Source organism: Sediminibacillus massiliensis, from assembly GCF_900156915.1.
In the GTDB taxonomy this organism is placed as follows: domain Bacteria; phylum Bacillota; class Bacilli; order Bacillales; family Amphibacillaceae; genus Sediminibacillus_A; species Sediminibacillus_A massiliensis.
Map to the genome: position 1 here is coordinate 226,584 of NZ_LT732535.1, position 16,819 is coordinate 243,402.

The following is a 16,819-nucleotide window of genomic DNA, read 5'->3' on the forward strand; positions in this document are numbered from 1 at the left end:
ATAAATACCTTTATTTTTGAAACAAAAAATATTTTCTGATCGTATTATAAGTAAACAAAAAACAGAAAGTAGAAGGGGGCAAATCTTGTGGAACCTTTTTCCTCTGACTGGATCAGCTTTATCATAACTGGATTAGGTACACTGTTTTTACTCGGAGAAGTCTTAGTCAACATGAAAGGTTTCTTTGGCCTGCTGGGCTTCGGTTTCATCACTGTTTATTTCCTTTCTTTTTTAGAGCCTGGAACGTTTATATTGATGATGGTAATTTATTTAATAGGACTTCTGCTGATTATTATTGACGGAAAGTTATTGAACGATGGGACTTTGGCAGTGATCGGAGCAGTGTGTATGGTGCTGTCTGTCGGTCTTAGTTCTCCGAATTGGACAGCGGGTCTTTATGCCGTGATAGGGGTGGTAATCGGTGGTGCTTGTTCCCTGATGTTCCTGAAGGTTTTCAAAAGAAGAGATATGTGGACAAAACTTGCACTTGTCGATCAACTCACCGAAGACAAAGGATACAGTACGATGAATGTTTCCTATTCAGAATTGGTAGGTAAACAAGCTGTAACGATGACAGATATGCGGCCGGTCGGAACGATTAAGGTAGACGGTGCGGAATACAGCGCTGTCTCCAATGGACAATGGATACCAAAAGATTCAGTGGTGAAGATAACCCAGGTAGATGGTACGAAAATCCTGGTGACAGTCAAATAATCGGGTGTCTATCCCTCCATTAAAAAGTGCGGCATTTTAAGAATGCCGTACTTTTTGTGTTTCAGAGCGGTAGTTCTTTCTCTTTTTGGGTACATACAAGTAATAGTCACTAATATAAAGGAGTGAGGCGACTGACAAATAGTGCCATGTCTTGTACAAGACTGTTCAGGAATAATTAATTTCAATGAAGCAAGAATAAGGTTTGACTGTCGAAGTAATAAACGGAAATTCCGGGATAGACTCGAAAAATGTAAAATTAACGTAAATTTTACCGAAAAAATCTTTACAAAGCATTTAGCAATCATTAATAATGAGAAAGTTGGAATTGAATTAACTTGTTTGAAGGGATGATTGATTTGAATATTGATATTCAAACACTGATATTTGAATTTGTAGGCGGGCTGGGTATTTTCCTTCTCGGTCTGAAATTTATGGGGGATGGCCTGCAAAAGTCTGCGGGCGACCGTCTTCGAGACATTCTCGACCGTTTTACCAGCAACCCGTTCATGGGAGTTTTGGCAGGTATTATTGTTACTATCTTAATTCAGAGTAGTTCCGGAACTACCGTGTTGACCGTTGGTTTGGTAAATGCAGGTTTTATGACGTTAAGGCAGTCGATCGGTGTCATTATGGGGGCAAACATCGGAACTACAGTCACTGCTTTTATCATCGGTATCGACCTTGGCGCGTATGCCTTGCCGATCATGGCGGTTGGTGCTTTACTTTTGTTCTTCTTTAAAAACAATAAAGTATCTTATATTGGTCAAACTATCTTTGGCTTTGGTTCTCTATTTTATGGATTGGAATTGATGAGTGCTGGAATGTCTCCGTTGAGGGAGGTACAGGCATTTCAGGATTTGACACTGAACATGAGTTCAAACCCGGTACTTGGTGTTGTTATTGGTACCCTGTTTACCTTTATTGTTCAAAGTTCCAGTGCAACGATCGGTATTCTGCAAGGGTTGTTCGAGCAAGGCGCTATCGATTTGAATGCAGCGCTGCCAGTATTGTTCGGTGATAACATTGGTACAACCATTACAGCTATCCTGGCTTCGATCGGTGCAAGTATAGCCGCGAAACGTGCTGCATTTACTCATGTTATCTTCAATTTGATTGGGACAACCATCTTTTTAATCCTTTTAGGTCTGTTTACAAGGTATGTTGAGTTCTTGCAGTCTGCCTTTAATTTGAATCCTGAAATGACGATTGCGTTTGCGCATGGTAGTTTCAACATCGTCAACACAGTTATACAGTTTCCTTTCATCGCAGGATTGGCATTTATCGTAACAAAGCTGATTCCTGGAGAAGACGCGGTCGTAGAGTACAAAGCAAAGCATTTAGATCCGATTTTCATACAGCAATCTCCTACCGTGGCTTTGGATCAAGCTAAGGAGGAAGTGATCCGTATGGGTGAATATGCGCACAAAGGGTTAGAAGAATCCAGCCTTTATTTGAACAATCATACCCAAAAGCATGCGGATATGGCATTGCAAATAGAAGGAGCACTGAATAATCTTGATAAGGAAATCACGAATTATTTAGTCAGTTTGTCTGGAACATCTTTTTCCGAGGCGGATAGTGCCAAGCATACAGCATTGATGGACTCTGTAAGAGATATAGAGAGAATTGGCGACCATTTTGAAAACATTGTTGAACTGGTGGATTACAAAATATCAAATAAAGTAAATATCACAGAACAAGCTCTTCAAGATTTGAACGATATGTTTGACTTAACTCTAATCACTGTAAAACAAGCCATAAGCTCACTTGGCAATATGGACAAGGAAGAGGCATTGGCAGTTGTTCAAAAGGAAGATCAAATAGATCAGATGGAAAGGGCTTATCGTAAAAAGCATATTATCCGTATGAACGAAGGTTCGTGCACAGGGCCTGCCGGTATTGTGTTTGTCGACATTATCAGTAATTTGGAAAGAATCGGCGACCATGCTGTAAATATAGCGGAAGAAGTATTGGGAGAAGCAAGATAATAAAAAAGGCGGAGACAATTGAATTGCTGTCTCCGCCTTTTTAAAAAAAATATTTCATAAAATTACTAAAAAAATCTTGAATGATGGTGGCGGACGTGCTATATTATTTTTGTTGCCGATTTACGAAACAACTTTTCAAGATTTTTTTCGAGAAAGTGTTGACAGAATTTCGATAACAAGTTACAATATATCTTGTCGCTTCGATTGAATGGTTTTTAAATTACATAACTTGTTCCACAGTAGCTCAGTGGTAGAGCAATCGGCTGTTAACCGATCGGTCGTAGGTTCGAATCCTACCTGTGGAGCCATGGCGGTGTAGCTCAGCTGGCGAGAGCGTACGGTTCATACCCGTGAGGTCGGGGGTTCGATCCCCTCCACCGCCACCAATAAAAAATCATGGCGGTCGTGGCGAAGGGGTTAACGCACCGGATTGTGGCTCCGGCATTCATGGGTTCGATTCCCATCGGTCGCCCCATACACATACTTTACTATTAATTAACAGGGACCCTTAGCTCAGCTGGTTAGAGCTATCGGCTCATAACCGATCGGTCGCAGGTTCGAGTCCTGCAGGGTCCACCATTTTAATAGAGGAGGATTACCCAAGTCTGGCTGAAGGGAGCGGTCTTGAAAACCGCCAGGGGCTTCACCGCCCGCGGGGGTTCGAATCCCTCATCCTCCTCCATTTACATAATTGATTATTGTTGTGCAAATTTAATACTACTCTTGGCTCGGTAGCTCAGTCGGTAGAGCAACGGACTGAAAATCCGTGTGTCGGCGGTTCGATTCCGTCCCGAGCCATCATGAAAAAAGTCCAAGCAGAATGCTTGGGCTTTTTTTGATACAAAAACTTGAATTTTCATATGCATAAAAGTTGCAAGAAAAAATGGGCTTTGATAACCTTGCTTTAAAAGGAAAAACAATAATTGTTTTCCTGTACATATTAAATAAGGAGGAATTGAAATGGCTAAATTCGAACTACCAGAACTACCTTATGCTTATGATGCATTAGAACCGCACATTGATAAGGAAACAATGAACATTCATCACACTAAACACCATAATACGTATGTGACAAAGTTAAACGGTGCAATTGAAGGAAATGCCGATTTGGAAAGCAAATCTTTGGAAGAATTACTTTCTGATTTAGACAGCGTACCGGCTGATGTACGTACCGCAGTTCGCAATAATGGCGGCGGCCATGCAAACCATTCACTGTTTTGGACTATCTTGTCTCCAAATGGTGGAGGAGAACCTACTGGTGAGTTGGCAGACAAAATTAACGCCAAATTTGGCAGCTTCGACAAATTCAAAGAAGAGTTTGGCGCTGCAGCCACAGGCCGTTTCGGATCAGGCTGGGCTTGGTTGATCGTTAATAACGGTGAATTGGAAATCACAAGCACGCCTAACCAGGATACTCCGATCATGGAAGGTAAAACTCCAGTATTAGGTCTAGATGTTTGGGAACACGCTTACTATTTGAAATATCAAAACAAGCGTCCAGATTACATTTCCGCTTTCTGGAATGTCGTTAATTGGGATGAAGTTTCCAAGCGATATGAATCTGCAAAATAATAAGTAATCATTTAACCCCCGGAGCTGGAAAAAGCTCTGGGGGTTTTTTTAATCTTAAAATATTCCAATTCTGTATCTGCTGAATAACTGCCTTTTATTTGAAAACACTAATTATAACAGTAAAGGAGACAGCAGATATGAAAAAATCACTAAAGGTTATAATGGGAGATATAGAAGTTGACCGGGATTTGAAATTGCTTTTGACGATAGGCGGATTGTATTCTCTTGGAATATTTTTATCTAATACTTTTGTGAATATTTACTTATGGAAGCAATCGGGCGATTTTATCGACATTGCATTTTATAATCTTGCCATTTTTATCTTGCAACCCCTCACTTTCATCCTTGCTGGCAGGTGGGCTAAAAAAGTGGACAGGGTGATCGTACTTAGATTAGGGGTGATTTTTTTATCCCTTTTTTTTATGGCTGTCCTTCTTGCAGGAGAAAGAGCAGCGACCTATAATATAATATTGGGTGGATTGTTGGGAATCGGCTATGGATTTTACTGGTTGGCTTTCAATGTCCTGACGTTTGAAGTGACAGAACCGGAAACGAGGGACTTTTTCAACGGATTCCTGGGATTATTGCAATCATTCGGCGGAATGATCGGTCCGGTCGTCGCAGGGTATGTTATTTCCCGCATGGAGGAGTTCAGAGGATATACAGTTATCTTTGCTATTTCTTTCAGTTTGTTTGCCATGGCAGTCGTCTGCACTCTTTTTTTGAACAGGCGCTCGGCGAAAGGGAATTTTTCGTTCCGGCGTATTTTCGATGAAAGAAAAAACAATTTAGCATGGAAAAGAATTTTATACGCTCATTCCTTCCAAGGATTAAGAGAAGGTATCTTTGTATTTATCATTTCCGTTTGGGTATACGTGGTGACGCAGAGTGAGTTCGCCCTCGGAACCTTCAATTTGGTTTTTTCAGGCTTTTCGTTCGTGTTTTACTACCTTGCGACACGATTCATCAAACCCCGAATGAGGAAATGGTCCATCTTTGTGGGTGGTTTGTCTTTATTTTTATCGATTTTCCTTATTCTTGTTCATATGAACTATACAACATTGTTAATTTATGCTGGCATTATCGGTATGTCTTATCCGATTTTGTTTGTACCTTATTCTTCCATGACTTATGATGTTATCGGCAAAGCCTGGAACGCTGCTGAGATGAGAATAGAGTATATAGTAGTACGGGAGTTGTTTGTCAATTTAGGAAGGGTCAGTTCGATTGTCCTGTTTCTGATTACGGTTCCTTTGTTTTCTGCGGAGTCCGCAATCCCGTATTTATTGGTGATAGCAGGAGCCGGACACTTCATTATTTATTTCTTCATCAAAGAAATAAATATAAAAACACCAGAAACAGACCGCGAGCATGTGGCATTAGGGCAGCAGCTGTCAGATGAAGAAAATCGGTGATTAACCTATAGTAGGAGCCCCAGAATGGTGTTATAATGAAAGGAATGTTTTTAATAAAATTCCAAAGCCTGTCAGTTCGTTACGTCTATAGGATTTTCGGGGAATAAGCAGTACCCATTTTAAAAGAAAAAGGGGGAGCGAGATGGGGAATAATAAGAAGAAAAAGAAAGCACAACTTCCCTTTCGATTAAATATATTGTTTTTATTTGTGTTTTTGTTGTTTTCCGGGTTGATACTCCAATTGGGAGTCGTGCAAATTTTGAATGGGGAAGAAGCACAGGAAGAAATCAACCGAACAGAAAACACGATTTCCGAAATACCGGTTCCAAGAGGAAAAATGTTCGACAGATATGGCCGTGTAGTTTTGGATAATGAACCAGTCAGATCTATCACTTATACACCGCCTAAACGAGGCGCGTCTGCAGAAGAAAGACTGGAACTTGCTGAAAAGCTAGCTGAATTCATCGATATCGAGGAAGCGGACGAAATAGTGGGGGAACGGGATAAAAAGGAGTATTGGTATCTCTTAAACCAAGAAGCTGCAGAAGCCAGTTTAAGCAAAGAGGAATTGGAAGATCTAAGCGTTGCGGAACAATACCAAACAATGCTTGATCGTATTACGGAAGAAAACCTGTCTGAGATCGAATGGAAGGACTCCTTGCTTGAAGTAATAGCGATTAAGAAAGAATTGGATGCAGCTTCAGAATTGTCTCCACATATTGTCAAAAACAAAGATGTTTCAGAAGAGGAATTCGCCCGTGTTGCTGAACATTTGAATGAGTTACCCGGTATAGATGCCACCATAGATTGGGACAGAAAAGCGTCTGCAGAAGGAACATTTGCGGACATAATCGGAAATGTCTCCGATTCTGATAAAGGAATTCCGAAAGAAAACCTTCAGTATTACTTAAGCCGAGGCTATAACAGAAATGACCGAGTGGGCACAAGCGGTCTCGAGGAGCAATATGAAAGTGTGTTGAAGGGCACGAAAGAACAAGTAGAGTACACAACTGGCAAGTCAGGGAACATCATTAGCTCCGAAGTCGTTAGAGAAGGCCAACGCGGCAGCGATTTAGTGTTGACGATTGATATGGAGCTGCAGCAGGAAGTCGACAAAATAGCCAGAGAGGAATTGCAAACGGCACGCGAAATGCACCCGAGCAAAAACCAGTATATGACTGATGCTCTGGTTGTGATGATGGATCCACAAACAGGTGAAATCCTGACAATGTCCGGCCAGCATTACGATCGTGAAAGCAATACTTATTCCAATCAATCATACCGTACTATTTATGACGCACACAGACCTGGGTCGACTGTGAAAGGTGCTTCCGTTTTGGCTGGATTGGACTCTGGTGTGGTAAGTCCGGGTGAAGTGATCGTGGACAGACCAATCAAAATAGGAGAGCAGCCACCTAAGGCTTCCTGGAAAAATCTCGGCCCTGTTAATGATATAAGTGCGCTTGAGAGATCTTCGAACGTTTATATGTACCATATTGCGATGAGAATGGGCGGAGAATATAATTATTATTACGGCAAAAAATCTATCACTTTTAACCCTGATGCACTAACAACCTTCAGAAATTACTTTAAACAGTTTGGGTTGGGAGTGGAAACAGGGATTGATTATCCATTCGAAAGTATTGGTTATCAGGGAAGTAACCCACAGGCAGGTAACCTAATGGACTTTGCAATCGGTCAGTATGATACATTCACCCCCTTGCAAATGGCGCAATATGTATCTACCATCGCAAACGATGGATACCGTGTGAGACCAAGGCTTGTCAGTGAAATCAGACAGCCTAAAGCGGAAAAAGGCGAGCTTGGACCAATTTCGAAGAATTTTAATACCGATGTACTGAACAAAATAGAAATGGACGATGCCTATCTGGACAGGGTTCAGGAAGGTTTCAAACAAGTTTTCCATGGTTCTCAGGGTACTGCGAACAATTCCATTTGGAACAAAGGAAAAGATTACAAAGTTGCAGGTAAAACGGGTACCGCCGAAAATGAAGTATATAGTGAAGACGGAAAGTTGCTTGCCAATACGGAGAACCTGACCCTGGTTGGTTATGCACCTTATGACGAACCTGAAGTGGCATTTGCTGTGATGGTGCCTAATAATGGAGCCATTGGAAACCAGTACACAATTCAACACCATATTGGTAAAAGGATTATTGACAAGTACTTCGAATTGAAAGAAGAACGTGACAAAAATGGAGTGGAAGAAGAATTATCCACAAGTGAAGAAGGAGAAAAGGAAGTAGAAGAAGATGAGGATCAAGAAGATTCCGAACAAAATTAAATGATAGTTTATTACCCCGGTGGCCAGCACCGGGGTTTTTTTATGAAAGATTGATAGATACTAGAAAACTAATAGTCCATTTTTCTTATTTTATTCTAGTTCGTCCCCGAATTTACATTAACTTTACAGGTAATTAATAACCACTTAAAATTCACTAGTTATGATGTACTTGTAGCCGGATGAGGCACTAATCAAAAAGAAATAGAGGGGGAACTAACAAATGAAGAAAACAAAGCTATTGTCATTTGCTGCACTGCTATTATTATTGATAGGCATTCTAGCGGCATGCGGAAATTCTGAGGATCAGGAATCAAATGGAAATGAAGGATCGGACACAGAAGAAACGGCAGAAGAAAGTTCTAATGAAGGAAGCGAGAATGGTGAAGCTTCGGGATCCATCACGGTTTCCGGTTCAAGTGCTATGCAACCCTTGGTAGCTGCGGCAGCGGAAGAATTTATGGCTGAGAACCCTCAAGCCGATATCCAGGTAAATGCCGGCGGTTCAGGTACAGGCTTAAGCGAAGTTGCTGAAGGTACTGTTGACATTGGAAATTCCGACGTTTTTGCTGAAGAAAAAGATGGCATACCGGCTGAAGAACTTGTCGACCACCAGGTGGCTGTAGTGGGAATGACCGCGGCGGTCAACCCGGAAGTTGGAATCGAAGATATCTCTAAAGAAGACTTAAAGAAAGTATTTACCGGTGAAATTACCAATTGGTCAGAATTGGGTGGCCAAGATGTCGAAATTACCTTAGTAAACAGACCGGATTCTTCTGGAACCCGTGCCACATTTGTGAAATTCGGACTAGACGGTGAAACACCTGCCGAGGGAGTAACAGAGGATTCTTCCAATACAGTCAAGCAAATCATTGCGGATACAGAAGGTGCTATTGGATACTTGGCTTTCTCTTATTTTACAGATGATTCTGTAACACCCCTCTCTATCGACGGTGTAGAAGCAACGGACGAAAATGTACAGTCCGGAGATTTCCCGATTTGGGCATATCAACATTCATACACTAATGGGGAACCTGAAGGACTTACAAAAACTTTCTTGGATTATCTTTTAAGTGAAGAAGTACAAAATGGTTTAGTGCCGGAACAAGGATATATTTCTTCTACTAATATGCAAGTCGAAAGAGATGTTGAAGGAAATCAAACGGAAAAATAAAAATATAAAAAATGCAGGGTAGATGCAGATAGCATTTACCCTGCAATGACTTTCAAGGGGTGTTAATGGATGAGAAGTGGCGCGGAATTATCTGCTGAAGATAGATTGATAAAATCGGCAAAAAATAGATCTTACGGCGAAATGAGAGGCAGAGTGATAGTAACCGCCTGTGCTTTTATAATGATTATTGCCACTGTCGCGGTTACGGTCTTTCTCGCTACAAAAGGACTCCAGTCATTTTTGGTAAACAATGTAAGTCTGCTTGAATTTTTGACCAGTACGAATTGGAATCCGTTAGGCGATAACCCAAGTTACGGTGCACTGCCATTTATATTCGGTTCGTTGGCAGTCACGCTGCTTTCAGCTCTTATAGCTGCTCCTGTTGGTATCGGAAGCGCGATTTTTATGACCGAAATCGCTCCATCATGGGGTAGGAAAATCTTGCAACCAGTAATTGAATTGTTGGTAGGCATCCCGTCGGTTGTTTACGGATATATTGGTTTATCAGTACTTGTACCATTTATCAGAGAACACACTTCTGGGACAGGATTTAGTCTGCTTGCCGGAACAATAGTCCTGTCGATTATGATTTTGCCTACCATTACAACGATTGCTACGGAAGCGATGGGTGCACTGCCGGATAGTTTAAGAGAAGGGTCGTTGGCCTTAGGAGCGACGCGCTGGCAGACTATCCGGCGGGTATTGCTGCCTGCTGCACTTCCATCTTTGTTGACTGCTGTTGTTTTAGGCATGGCAAGGGCTTTTGGTGAAGCTCTTGCAGTTCAAATGGTTATAGGGAATGTTCGCGATTTGCCTTCAAGCATTCTTGATCCTTCTGCGACATTGACAACGATTATTACGCTTAATATGGGACACACCACATATGGCAGTGTTGAAAATAACACTTTATGGTCAATGGGATTAGTTCTATTAACCATTTCGTTTATTTTTATATTAATCATCAGATATTTGTCATCTAGGAGGAAAATCTAATGAACAGCAAGATCTCAGACAAGATTGCTACCGGAGTTTTTATCGGGCTTGCCATGCTTGTAGTGGTACTGCTCGTCAGTTTGTTTTCATTCATATTATTCAGGGGAGTTCCGCAAATTTCATGGGATTTCCTAACAACACCATCAAGCGCTGTACGAGAAGGTGGAGGAATAAGAGACCAATTGTTTAACTCTTTTTATATCCTTTTGATCACTATGTTAATTACCGTCCCTCTTGGTGTGTGTGGAGGTATTTATATGGCGGAATACGCCAAACCAGGAAAAATTACGAGTTTTATCAGATCTTGTATCGAAATGCTTGCTTCATTACCGTCCATTGTAGTAGGAATGTTCGGCCTATTGATTTTTGTCAATACTACAGGCTGGGGTTATACGATTATCGGCGGTGCTTTAGCATTAACTATATTCAACATTCCCGTAATGGTAAGGGTGAGTGAGGATGCGATCAGATCGGTTCCCAGACAACAGAAAGAAGCCGGATTGGCATTGGGTCTTACCCACTGGCATACCATCAAGACGATTTTAATACCGAGTGCCTTTCCTGGAATTTTGACTGGGGCAATATTGGCATCTGGGCGTGTATTCGGCGAGGCGGCAGCTTTATTATTTACAGCAGGACTTTCCACTCCAAGGTTGGATTACATGGATTGGAACCCTTTTTCCGAAACTTCCCCATTGAATATTTTCAGGCCGGCAGAAACATTGTCCGTTCATATCTGGGCTGTTAATACGAATGGTATCATGCCGGACATTAGAGAAATAGCCAATGGTTCATCTGCTGTGCTTGTTATATCTGTTTTATTATTTAACTTGCTTGCAAGATTGATAGGAAGTTTTGTTCACAAAAAGGTTACGGCTGGCAAATAACATTAATAGTAAGGAGTATTAAGATGGCTGTTAAAACAAGAGTTTACCAAGAAAAAAATATCGCCTATCAAAATGATCAAGAAAAAAACAATATATTGGAAATAGATGATTTGAGTATTTTTTATGGGGAAAACCAGGCCGTTAAACATGCCGGTTTAAATATAGAAAAAAATGCAATAACTGCATTGGTCGGTCCTTCCGGATGCGGCAAATCAACCTTCCTGCGAAGTATCAATAGGATGAATGATCTGATTGCGGGAGCAAGAAGTGAAGGTCGAATTATTTATGATGGTGTTAATTTATTGGCGAGCAATATTAATACAATCGCATTACGCAAAGAGATTGGCATGGTTTTCCAAAAACCGAATCCATTTCCTAAATCGATCTATAATAACATTGCTCATGCACTGAAATTTTACGGAATCCGGGGGAAGAGGCAGTTGGATCAAATGGTAGAAGAAAGCCTGAAAAAAGCTGCTTTATGGGACGAAGTGAAGGATCGGCTCCATCAATCAGCCCTTTCTCTTTCCGGTGGGCAGCAACAAAGGTTATGTATTGCCAGAACGCTGGCTATGGAACCAAATTTATTGTTATTAGATGAACCATCGTCTGCTTTAGATCCGATCTCGAATGCTAAGGTCGAAGAATTAATACTACAACTGAAGGAAGATTATTCGATCATCATAGTTACACATAATATGCAGCAAGCCTCGAGAATATCGGATTATACTGCTTTTTTCTTAAATGGTGAAGTAATTGAATATGATCACACTAAGAAAATTTTCACAAATCCAAGTGAACAAAAGACAGAAGAATATATTTCCGGAAGATTCGGTTAGGAGTGAATCGACTTGACAACTAAAACATTGAGTAAAGATGTTTTTAATATAAAAGACATGAACTTATGGTATGGAAACTTTCATGCTTTGAAAAATCTTCATTTAACTATACCTGAGAAAGAAGTTACTGCAATAATTGGTCCCTCAGGATGCGGGAAATCTACTTTTATCAAAACATTGAACCTGATGGTGAACAGGGTTGCAGGGGTTAGGGTGTCGGGAGAATTGCTCTTTTTTAATGACAAAAATCTGCTTAGTAAAAATGTCGACTTAGTGAAATTGAGAAAGCAAGTAGGCATGATCTTTCAAAAAGGCAATCCTTTTCCACAGTCGATTTACGATAATGTTGCTTACGGCCCCAAGATCCATGGGGTTAAAAAGAAACAGATACTTGATGAAATTGTAGAAACCTCTTTGAAAAAGGTGGCCTTATGGGAAGAAGTGAAAGACAGGCTCAACTCTTCAGCGCTAGGCCTGTCAGGTGGCCAACAACAGCGTCTGTGTATTGCCAGGACCATAGCTACGAAGCCGGATGTGGTTTTAATGGATGAACCGACTTCTGCCTTGGACCCGATTGCTACCATGCGAATTGAAGAGTTAATCGCAGAATTGAAAGATCAGTACACAATTGTGACTGTCACCCATAACATGCAACAGGCTGCTAGGATTTCTGATCAAACAGCATTTTTTCTTCATGGAGAAATAATTGAGACTTCTGATACGAACAGTCTATTTTCCATGCCAAAAGATAGAAGAACAGAGGATTATATTACAGGGAAATTCGGATAAATAATGGAAATGAGGTAATTAAATGGCTGTAAGAGAGCATTTTAATGATGAGATGTCAGAATTGAAAAAGAGTATTATTGATTTAGCTAATGGAACCAAGGAAGCATTGAACAGAGCAATATTGGCTCTCAATACAGAAGATGTAAATCTCGCGAATCAAATCATTTTGGATGACAAGTTGCTCGATGACAAGGAACTAGAGATAAATGAAGAGACCATTCTTCTCATTGCGAAGCAGCAGCCGGTTGCCACCGATTTGCGCAGGTTGATTGTCGCCCTCAGAATTTCTTCTGATTTGGAGCGGATGGCCGACAACGCCAAAAATATTGCCAAATCAACGATTCATCTTGGAGAAGGTCATGGCCTTGTCATTCATCCGTTATTGGACCAGATGAAGAAGAAAGCTACAGAAATGATTGACCTTTCTATTACGGCGTTTGAATATGAAGATATAACGTTAGCAAGGAAGTTGGGCGAGATGGACGATGTTATCGACAATATGTATGGAGAGTTGGTCAAAGAATTACTGGAAGAGACTGCAAACAATCCACAAAAAATCCAACATATTATGCAGATGGCATTCAGCGGAAGGTATATTGAGCGGTTCGGGGATCATATTACTAATATCGGGGAAAGCATTTTATACTTGGTTAAAGGTGAATCGCTTGACCTGAACAAATAAGAAAGGCCGTCGGGATACTCTTCCGATGACCTTTCGTAATATCATTTGCCTGTCAGTCGTTCAGCTATCTCTTTATATGTCATGTCTTTTTCTAATCCAAATTTGCCAATTTGGATTTTTTTACTGTAATCATTTTCAATCAGAAAATCAATAAATGATTGCTCATCCTCTATAATTTCTGCAGAGGTAAGCTGGTTTACTAATTGGCTGGTTGTCATTCCCTCTGTCACAGTAATTACAGTTTCGGCCGGTTTATCTTCTTGTTCTTCTTTCTGTTCAGTCTCCTGTTTACTATCCGTTTTTTCTTGAACGGCGGTGTTTTTTAAGGATTCTGCCTGTTGGTGCGTGTATACTTCGTAACCCTCCGATTCGATTGTTTCAATCATTTCTGATACAGAAACAGCAGGTTCTTTTTCCTCATTATTCTCTAAAAAGAAAATAGCTGCCAACAAAGTGACCGAAAGGAAAATGCCAAGAGCGAAGGATCGTATAGTTTGTTTCATTTACGATTGCCCCTTGTTTTGAGTAAGTTGAGAAATGATTGCATGTACATCGTTCTCTTTCAAAGATGTCTTTCTTGAAATCTCTGAAACGTCACTTCCTTGGGCATATAAAGAGTGGATTCGTTGGTACATGGGTGGTATTTGGGATGTAGTACTGCTTGGAAAACCATCCGTCAAATCTTCTGTCAGTAGTTCTTCTTCAAGGATTTTAATTTTCTTTTTAAGTTGATAAGATTCCTGCATGGAAGTGATCGAGAACTGTTCCAATTGGTTTTCGATGTTTTTAAATCGATCGTTCATGAAAAATGACATTAAAAATAGAACAATAGAAATAATTAGCAAAGTGATAAAGGCATAGACCATTTTGTTCCTCATTTCCTTAAATAATATATGTATTGTAAAATCGTCCTTTATAGTTATATCACAGATTAACCATGATGGAAACAAGAAGGATATAAAAGCTTTTCTGATAAGAGGTTGAAATCCTTTTGTTTTTTTGATAATATAATTAAGTCTGAGAAATGATAACAATTACTTGTTGATGACTAGAAATGGTTTGGAGGGATAAAGAATGCGTGTTAACATTACACTTGCTTGCACCGAAACTGGTGATCGCAATTACATTACTACAAAAAACAAGCGTAAACATCCTGAACGTTTAGAGCTTAAGAAATATTCTCCACGTTTGAAAAGACATACATTGCACCGTGAAACAAAGTAATCTGCTTTAGGTGCATGACGAAAACTCTTACCATGCCGGTAAGAGTTTTTTTATCATATTCAAGGCTTTTGCCGGATTGGAAGTCACTTTATGGATAAGAAAATTTTGCGGAAGCAAGCGAAAAGAAAACTGGAAAACTTTTCGGTGGAAAAAAGGAAAAAGGTTGAAGAACGACTTTTTTTCCATCTTATTCACTCAACCTTTTGGACTTCGAGCCGATCTGTTGCAGTTACCGTCTCTCAAAGGCATGAATGGGACACTAAACTCATCATCGAACAAGCTTGGAAAGAAAATAAAACGGTCTGTGTTCCGAAATGCTTTCCGAACATTCCGGAAATTGTTTTTTATCGTCTGGAGTCTTATGACCAATTGGAATGCGTGTATATGGATTTATTGGAACCTATACCGGAACAAAAAAAGGAAATGGGAAAAGATTTTATTGATTTGTTAATTGTTCCTGGTCTTTTATTTGACCAAGAAGGTTACCGTGTTGGTTACGGGGGAGGATATTATGATCGCTATATACAGGACTTTCCTAACGTTACCCTCTCCATCACGAGTTCTGAGCAGTTAATGACAAGAGTACCTAAAGAAAGCCATGATATACCCGTCCAACACATTATAACGGAAAAAGGTCTTTTCTTTTAAACTGCTTTTATTTTTGCGTATGTCCCTCGCGATGAAGGCGTAATTTTCGCATAAAAAACGGCCCATGAAACAAAATAAAAGCAAAAATAGAGAAGGAGGGCTGTCATGAGGGGGTTCATTGTAATTGCAACTTTACTGGTAGGTACAAGCATCCTGTTTCAAAGAAGATTCAAAATCCTTAATGCATTGTTGGCGATTAATACGATAAGAAAGGTTATCGTCACCATTTCCATGAATATGCCATTCATAAGAAGCAAAATTCTGCCTTCTATATTAGGACGTTCAGCGCTTTAGTGCTGGACGTTTTTTTAAGCATCATTTTCTTTGGTTTAATGCAGACATGGTATCATGAAGGAGAGAGGTGGGACCATAAATGCTTATGCAAGAGGAATATCTCTTATATCAGATTTCAGCCGGGCTGACAGAAATGCATGGTTTCGAAATCCTTCATCTGGATAACGTAAAAAACGAGATATGGTTGGAAAAAAAGATAAAAGATTCCACACATGTTGTCAGACTGTTTCAAAAAGGGTTCGGCTGGCAAAATCACATGAAAAGCGATATTTCCGCTGTGTCTGATAAGGTGAAAAGACTTAGAAGCATGATAGTGGGAAGAAGTGTGAAAATCCATAATGTTTATATAAACTGGTATCCCCCGGTTGATCAATGGGAAAGTTTGAAAAAGCCGGTAGAAGTGCCGGGGATAAAACAGACAGAAATCCTGACGTATTACCTGAATCAATACAATTTGGAAAATGAACTGGAAAGATTTTACTCTAATCTGCATGTGGAAAACCGGGACGACCACCTTCAACTTCAAAGCGAATTGGCCGCGGACGAAGCTGTTCTTACGTGGAAAAGAAGACTCATGGAAAGACACAGGGAAGCACGGAAAAAGGAACATTCTGTTTTTACATATGGCAGGCCGGTTTGGGTCTTCGGGTTGTTAATAATTAATTTTTTGCTGTTCTTCTTCCTGGAACAAAATGGGGGAAGTATGAATGTAAAAACCTTGATAGATTTTGGGGCTAAATATAATCCGGCAATCAAAGAGGGAGAATGGTGGCGAATCGTAAGTTCGATGTTTCTTCACATAGGTTTTTTTCATTTATTAATGAACATGCTCGCCCTTTACTATTTAGGGGCCGCTGTCGAGAAAATTTATGGCAGCTTCCGATTTACCGTTATTTATTTCTCGGCAGGAATTTCCGGCGGGCTGGCCAGTTTTGCTTTTAATACGCAGGTATCCGCTGGTGCTTCGGGTGCCATATTTGGTTTGTTTGGAGCATTGTTGTTCTTTGGTATTACTTATAAGAAACTTTTTTTTCGAACGATGGGCTGGAACCTTCTGTTTATCCTTGCCATAAATATTATATTTGGCTTTGTCGTCCCACAGGTTGATAATGGTGCCCATATAGGAGGGCTGGTCGGAGGCTTTGCAGCATCTGCATTCGTGGCACTGCCGGATAACGCCAGTCTACCGAGACAATTGGCCGCTTTTGCTGCATATATCGCCGTTCTTATTAGTCTGGTATTTTACGGACTTTACTGATTATTATCCCTTGATTGTAGTTGCTGGCAGCAGAGCAAAC

17 protein-coding genes and 6 tRNA genes are annotated in these 16,819 nt (G+C 40.4%); 21 read left to right on the forward strand and 2 right to left on the reverse strand.

The window, feature by feature from the left end:
- Positions 1 to 87: 87 nt before the first annotated feature.
- The 17 genes from CZ434_RS01645 to phoU all read left to right on the forward strand — a co-directional run bounded on the left by CZ434_RS01645 (position 88) and on the right by phoU (position 13,355).
- Positions 88 to 714, forward strand: coding sequence for an NfeD family protein (locus CZ434_RS01645; RefSeq protein ID WP_095742882.1), 627 nt, complete (start codon positions 88 to 90; stop codon positions 712 to 714).
- Positions 715 to 1,061: 347 nt separating this feature from the next.
- Positions 1,062 to 2,702 carry a Na/Pi cotransporter family protein gene (locus tag CZ434_RS01650; protein WP_425442089.1) on the forward strand — a complete coding sequence of 547 codons (1,641 nt, stop codon included), beginning with the start codon at positions 1,062 to 1,064 and terminating at the stop codon, positions 2,700 to 2,702.
- 233 nt (positions 2,703 to 2,935) lie between these two features.
- Positions 2,936 to 3,010: transfer RNA gene (locus CZ434_RS01655), tRNA-Asn, on the forward strand.
- Position 3,011: 1 nt separating this feature from the next.
- Positions 3,012 to 3,088 (forward strand) — tRNA-Met (locus CZ434_RS01660).
- Positions 3,089 to 3,101: 13 nt separating this feature from the next.
- Positions 3,102 to 3,177 (forward strand) — tRNA-His (locus tag CZ434_RS01665).
- A 27-nt stretch (positions 3,178 to 3,204) separates the two neighbouring features.
- Positions 3,205 to 3,281, forward strand: a tRNA-Ile gene (locus tag CZ434_RS01670).
- 10 nt (positions 3,282 to 3,291) lie between these two features.
- A tRNA-Ser gene (locus CZ434_RS01675) sits at positions 3,292 to 3,384 on the forward strand.
- Positions 3,385 to 3,427: 43 nt separating this feature from the next.
- Positions 3,428 to 3,500: transfer RNA gene (locus CZ434_RS01680), tRNA-Phe, on the forward strand.
- A 162-nt stretch (positions 3,501 to 3,662) separates the two neighbouring features.
- A complete protein-coding gene (gene sodA, locus CZ434_RS01685; protein WP_077621491.1) occupies positions 3,663 to 4,274 on the forward strand; it encodes a superoxide dismutase SodA in 612 nt (203 codons plus the stop codon).
- 137 nt (positions 4,275 to 4,411) lie between these two features.
- Positions 4,412 to 5,689: an MFS transporter gene (locus tag CZ434_RS01690; RefSeq protein ID WP_077621492.1), complete on the forward strand. Its 1,278-nt coding sequence runs from the start codon at positions 4,412 to 4,414 to the stop codon at positions 5,687 to 5,689.
- Between the two features lie 142 nt (positions 5,690 to 5,831).
- Positions 5,832 to 7,994: a peptidoglycan D,D-transpeptidase FtsI family protein gene (locus CZ434_RS01695; RefSeq protein ID WP_077621493.1), complete on the forward strand. Its 2,163-nt coding sequence runs from the start codon at positions 5,832 to 5,834 to the stop codon at positions 7,992 to 7,994.
- Positions 7,995 to 8,214: 220 nt separating this feature from the next.
- Positions 8,215 to 9,165, forward strand: coding sequence for a phosphate ABC transporter substrate-binding protein (locus tag CZ434_RS01700; protein WP_077621494.1), 951 nt, complete (start codon positions 8,215 to 8,217; stop codon positions 9,163 to 9,165).
- Between the two features lie 69 nt (positions 9,166 to 9,234).
- A complete protein-coding gene (gene pstC, locus CZ434_RS01705) occupies positions 9,235 to 10,158 on the forward strand; it encodes a phosphate ABC transporter permease subunit PstC (protein ID WP_077621495.1) in 924 nt (307 codons plus the stop codon).
- A complete protein-coding gene (gene pstA / locus CZ434_RS01710; RefSeq protein WP_077621496.1) occupies positions 10,158 to 11,045 on the forward strand; it encodes a phosphate ABC transporter permease PstA in 888 nt (295 codons plus the stop codon). Before pstC ends, pstA begins: the two co-directional genes overlap by 1 nt.
- A gap of 23 nt (positions 11,046 to 11,068) precedes the next feature.
- A complete protein-coding gene (pstB, locus tag CZ434_RS01715) occupies positions 11,069 to 11,884 on the forward strand; it encodes a phosphate ABC transporter ATP-binding protein PstB (protein WP_077621497.1) in 816 nt (271 codons plus the stop codon).
- A gap of 6 nt (positions 11,885 to 11,890) precedes the next feature.
- Positions 11,891 to 12,673, forward strand: a complete 783-nt coding sequence (pstB, locus tag CZ434_RS01720; protein ID WP_095742883.1) for a phosphate ABC transporter ATP-binding protein PstB — start codon at positions 11,891 to 11,893, stop codon at positions 12,671 to 12,673.
- A gap of 22 nt (positions 12,674 to 12,695) precedes the next feature.
- Positions 12,696 to 13,355, forward strand: a complete 660-nt coding sequence (gene phoU, locus CZ434_RS01725; protein ID WP_077621498.1) for a phosphate signaling complex protein PhoU — start codon at positions 12,696 to 12,698, stop codon at positions 13,353 to 13,355.
- Positions 13,356 to 13,396: 41 nt separating this feature from the next.
- Here phoU and CZ434_RS01730 read toward each other — a convergent pair whose 3' ends face one another.
- Complete coding sequence (locus tag CZ434_RS01730) at positions 13,397 to 13,858, reverse strand: endolytic transglycosylase MltG (protein ID WP_077621499.1); 462 nt, start codon at positions 13,856 to 13,858, stop codon at positions 13,397 to 13,399.
- Complete coding sequence (locus CZ434_RS01735; protein ID WP_077621500.1) at positions 13,859 to 14,221, reverse strand: hypothetical protein; 363 nt, start codon at positions 14,219 to 14,221, stop codon at positions 13,859 to 13,861.
- A gap of 208 nt (positions 14,222 to 14,429) precedes the next feature.
- Between CZ434_RS01735 and rpmG the strand changes: the two genes are divergently transcribed.
- The 4 genes from rpmG to CZ434_RS01755 all read left to right on the forward strand — a co-directional run bounded on the left by rpmG (position 14,430) and on the right by CZ434_RS01755 (position 16,779).
- The gene (gene rpmG, locus CZ434_RS01740; protein ID WP_018933855.1) at positions 14,430 to 14,579 is read left to right on the forward strand and encodes a 50S ribosomal protein L33; all 150 of its coding nucleotides are present in this window, start codon (positions 14,430 to 14,432) and stop codon (positions 14,577 to 14,579) included.
- Positions 14,580 to 14,669: 90 nt separating this feature from the next.
- Positions 14,670 to 15,227: a 5-formyltetrahydrofolate cyclo-ligase gene (locus CZ434_RS01745; RefSeq protein ID WP_077621501.1), complete on the forward strand. Its 558-nt coding sequence runs from the start codon at positions 14,670 to 14,672 to the stop codon at positions 15,225 to 15,227.
- A 105-nt stretch (positions 15,228 to 15,332) separates the two neighbouring features.
- On the forward strand, positions 15,333 to 15,521 hold the full coding sequence (locus tag CZ434_RS01750; protein ID WP_077621502.1) for a hypothetical protein: 189 nt from the start codon (positions 15,333 to 15,335) through the stop codon (positions 15,519 to 15,521).
- A 79-nt stretch (positions 15,522 to 15,600) separates the two neighbouring features.
- Entirely contained in the window at positions 15,601 to 16,779 is a 1,179-nt protein-coding gene (locus tag CZ434_RS01755; protein WP_077621503.1) for a rhomboid family intramembrane serine protease, read from the forward strand.
- The last annotated feature ends 40 nt before the right edge of the window (positions 16,780 to 16,819 follow it).

Coding starts and splice junctions, on each gene's coding strand:
- pstC (WP_077621495.1), top strand. CDS start 9,235: ATGAGAAGTGGCGCGGAATTATCTGCTGAAGATAGATTGATAAAATCG.
- CZ434_RS01750 (WP_077621502.1), top strand. CDS start 15,333: ATGAGGGGGTTCATTGTAATTGCAACTTTACTGGTAGGTACAAGCATC.
- rpmG (WP_018933855.1), top strand. CDS start 14,430: ATGCGTGTTAACATTACACTTGCTTGCACCGAAACTGGTGATCGCAAT.
- phoU (WP_077621498.1), top strand. CDS start 12,696: ATGGCTGTAAGAGAGCATTTTAATGATGAGATGTCAGAATTGAAAAAG.
- pstA (WP_077621496.1), top strand. CDS start 10,158: ATGAACAGCAAGATCTCAGACAAGATTGCTACCGGAGTTTTTATCGGG.
- CZ434_RS01735 (WP_077621500.1), bottom strand. CDS start 14,221: ATGGTCTATGCCTTTATCACTTTGCTAATTATTTCTATTGTTCTATTT.
- CZ434_RS01690 (WP_077621492.1), top strand. CDS start 4,412: ATGAAAAAATCACTAAAGGTTATAATGGGAGATATAGAAGTTGACCGG.
- CZ434_RS01745 (WP_077621501.1), top strand. CDS start 14,670: ATGGATAAGAAAATTTTGCGGAAGCAAGCGAAAAGAAAACTGGAAAAC.
- CZ434_RS01755 (WP_077621503.1), top strand. CDS start 15,601: ATGCTTATGCAAGAGGAATATCTCTTATATCAGATTTCAGCCGGGCTG.
- CZ434_RS01700 (WP_077621494.1), top strand. CDS start 8,215: ATGAAGAAAACAAAGCTATTGTCATTTGCTGCACTGCTATTATTATTG.
- CZ434_RS01695 (WP_077621493.1), top strand. CDS start 5,832: ATGGGGAATAATAAGAAGAAAAAGAAAGCACAACTTCCCTTTCGATTA.
- CZ434_RS01730 (WP_077621499.1), bottom strand. CDS start 13,858: ATGAAACAAACTATACGATCCTTCGCTCTTGGCATTTTCCTTTCGGTC.
- pstB (WP_077621497.1), top strand. CDS start 11,069: ATGGCTGTTAAAACAAGAGTTTACCAAGAAAAAAATATCGCCTATCAA.
- CZ434_RS01650 (WP_425442089.1), top strand. CDS start 1,062: ATGATTGATTTGAATATTGATATTCAAACACTGATATTTGAATTTGTA.
- sodA (WP_077621491.1), top strand. CDS start 3,663: ATGGCTAAATTCGAACTACCAGAACTACCTTATGCTTATGATGCATTA.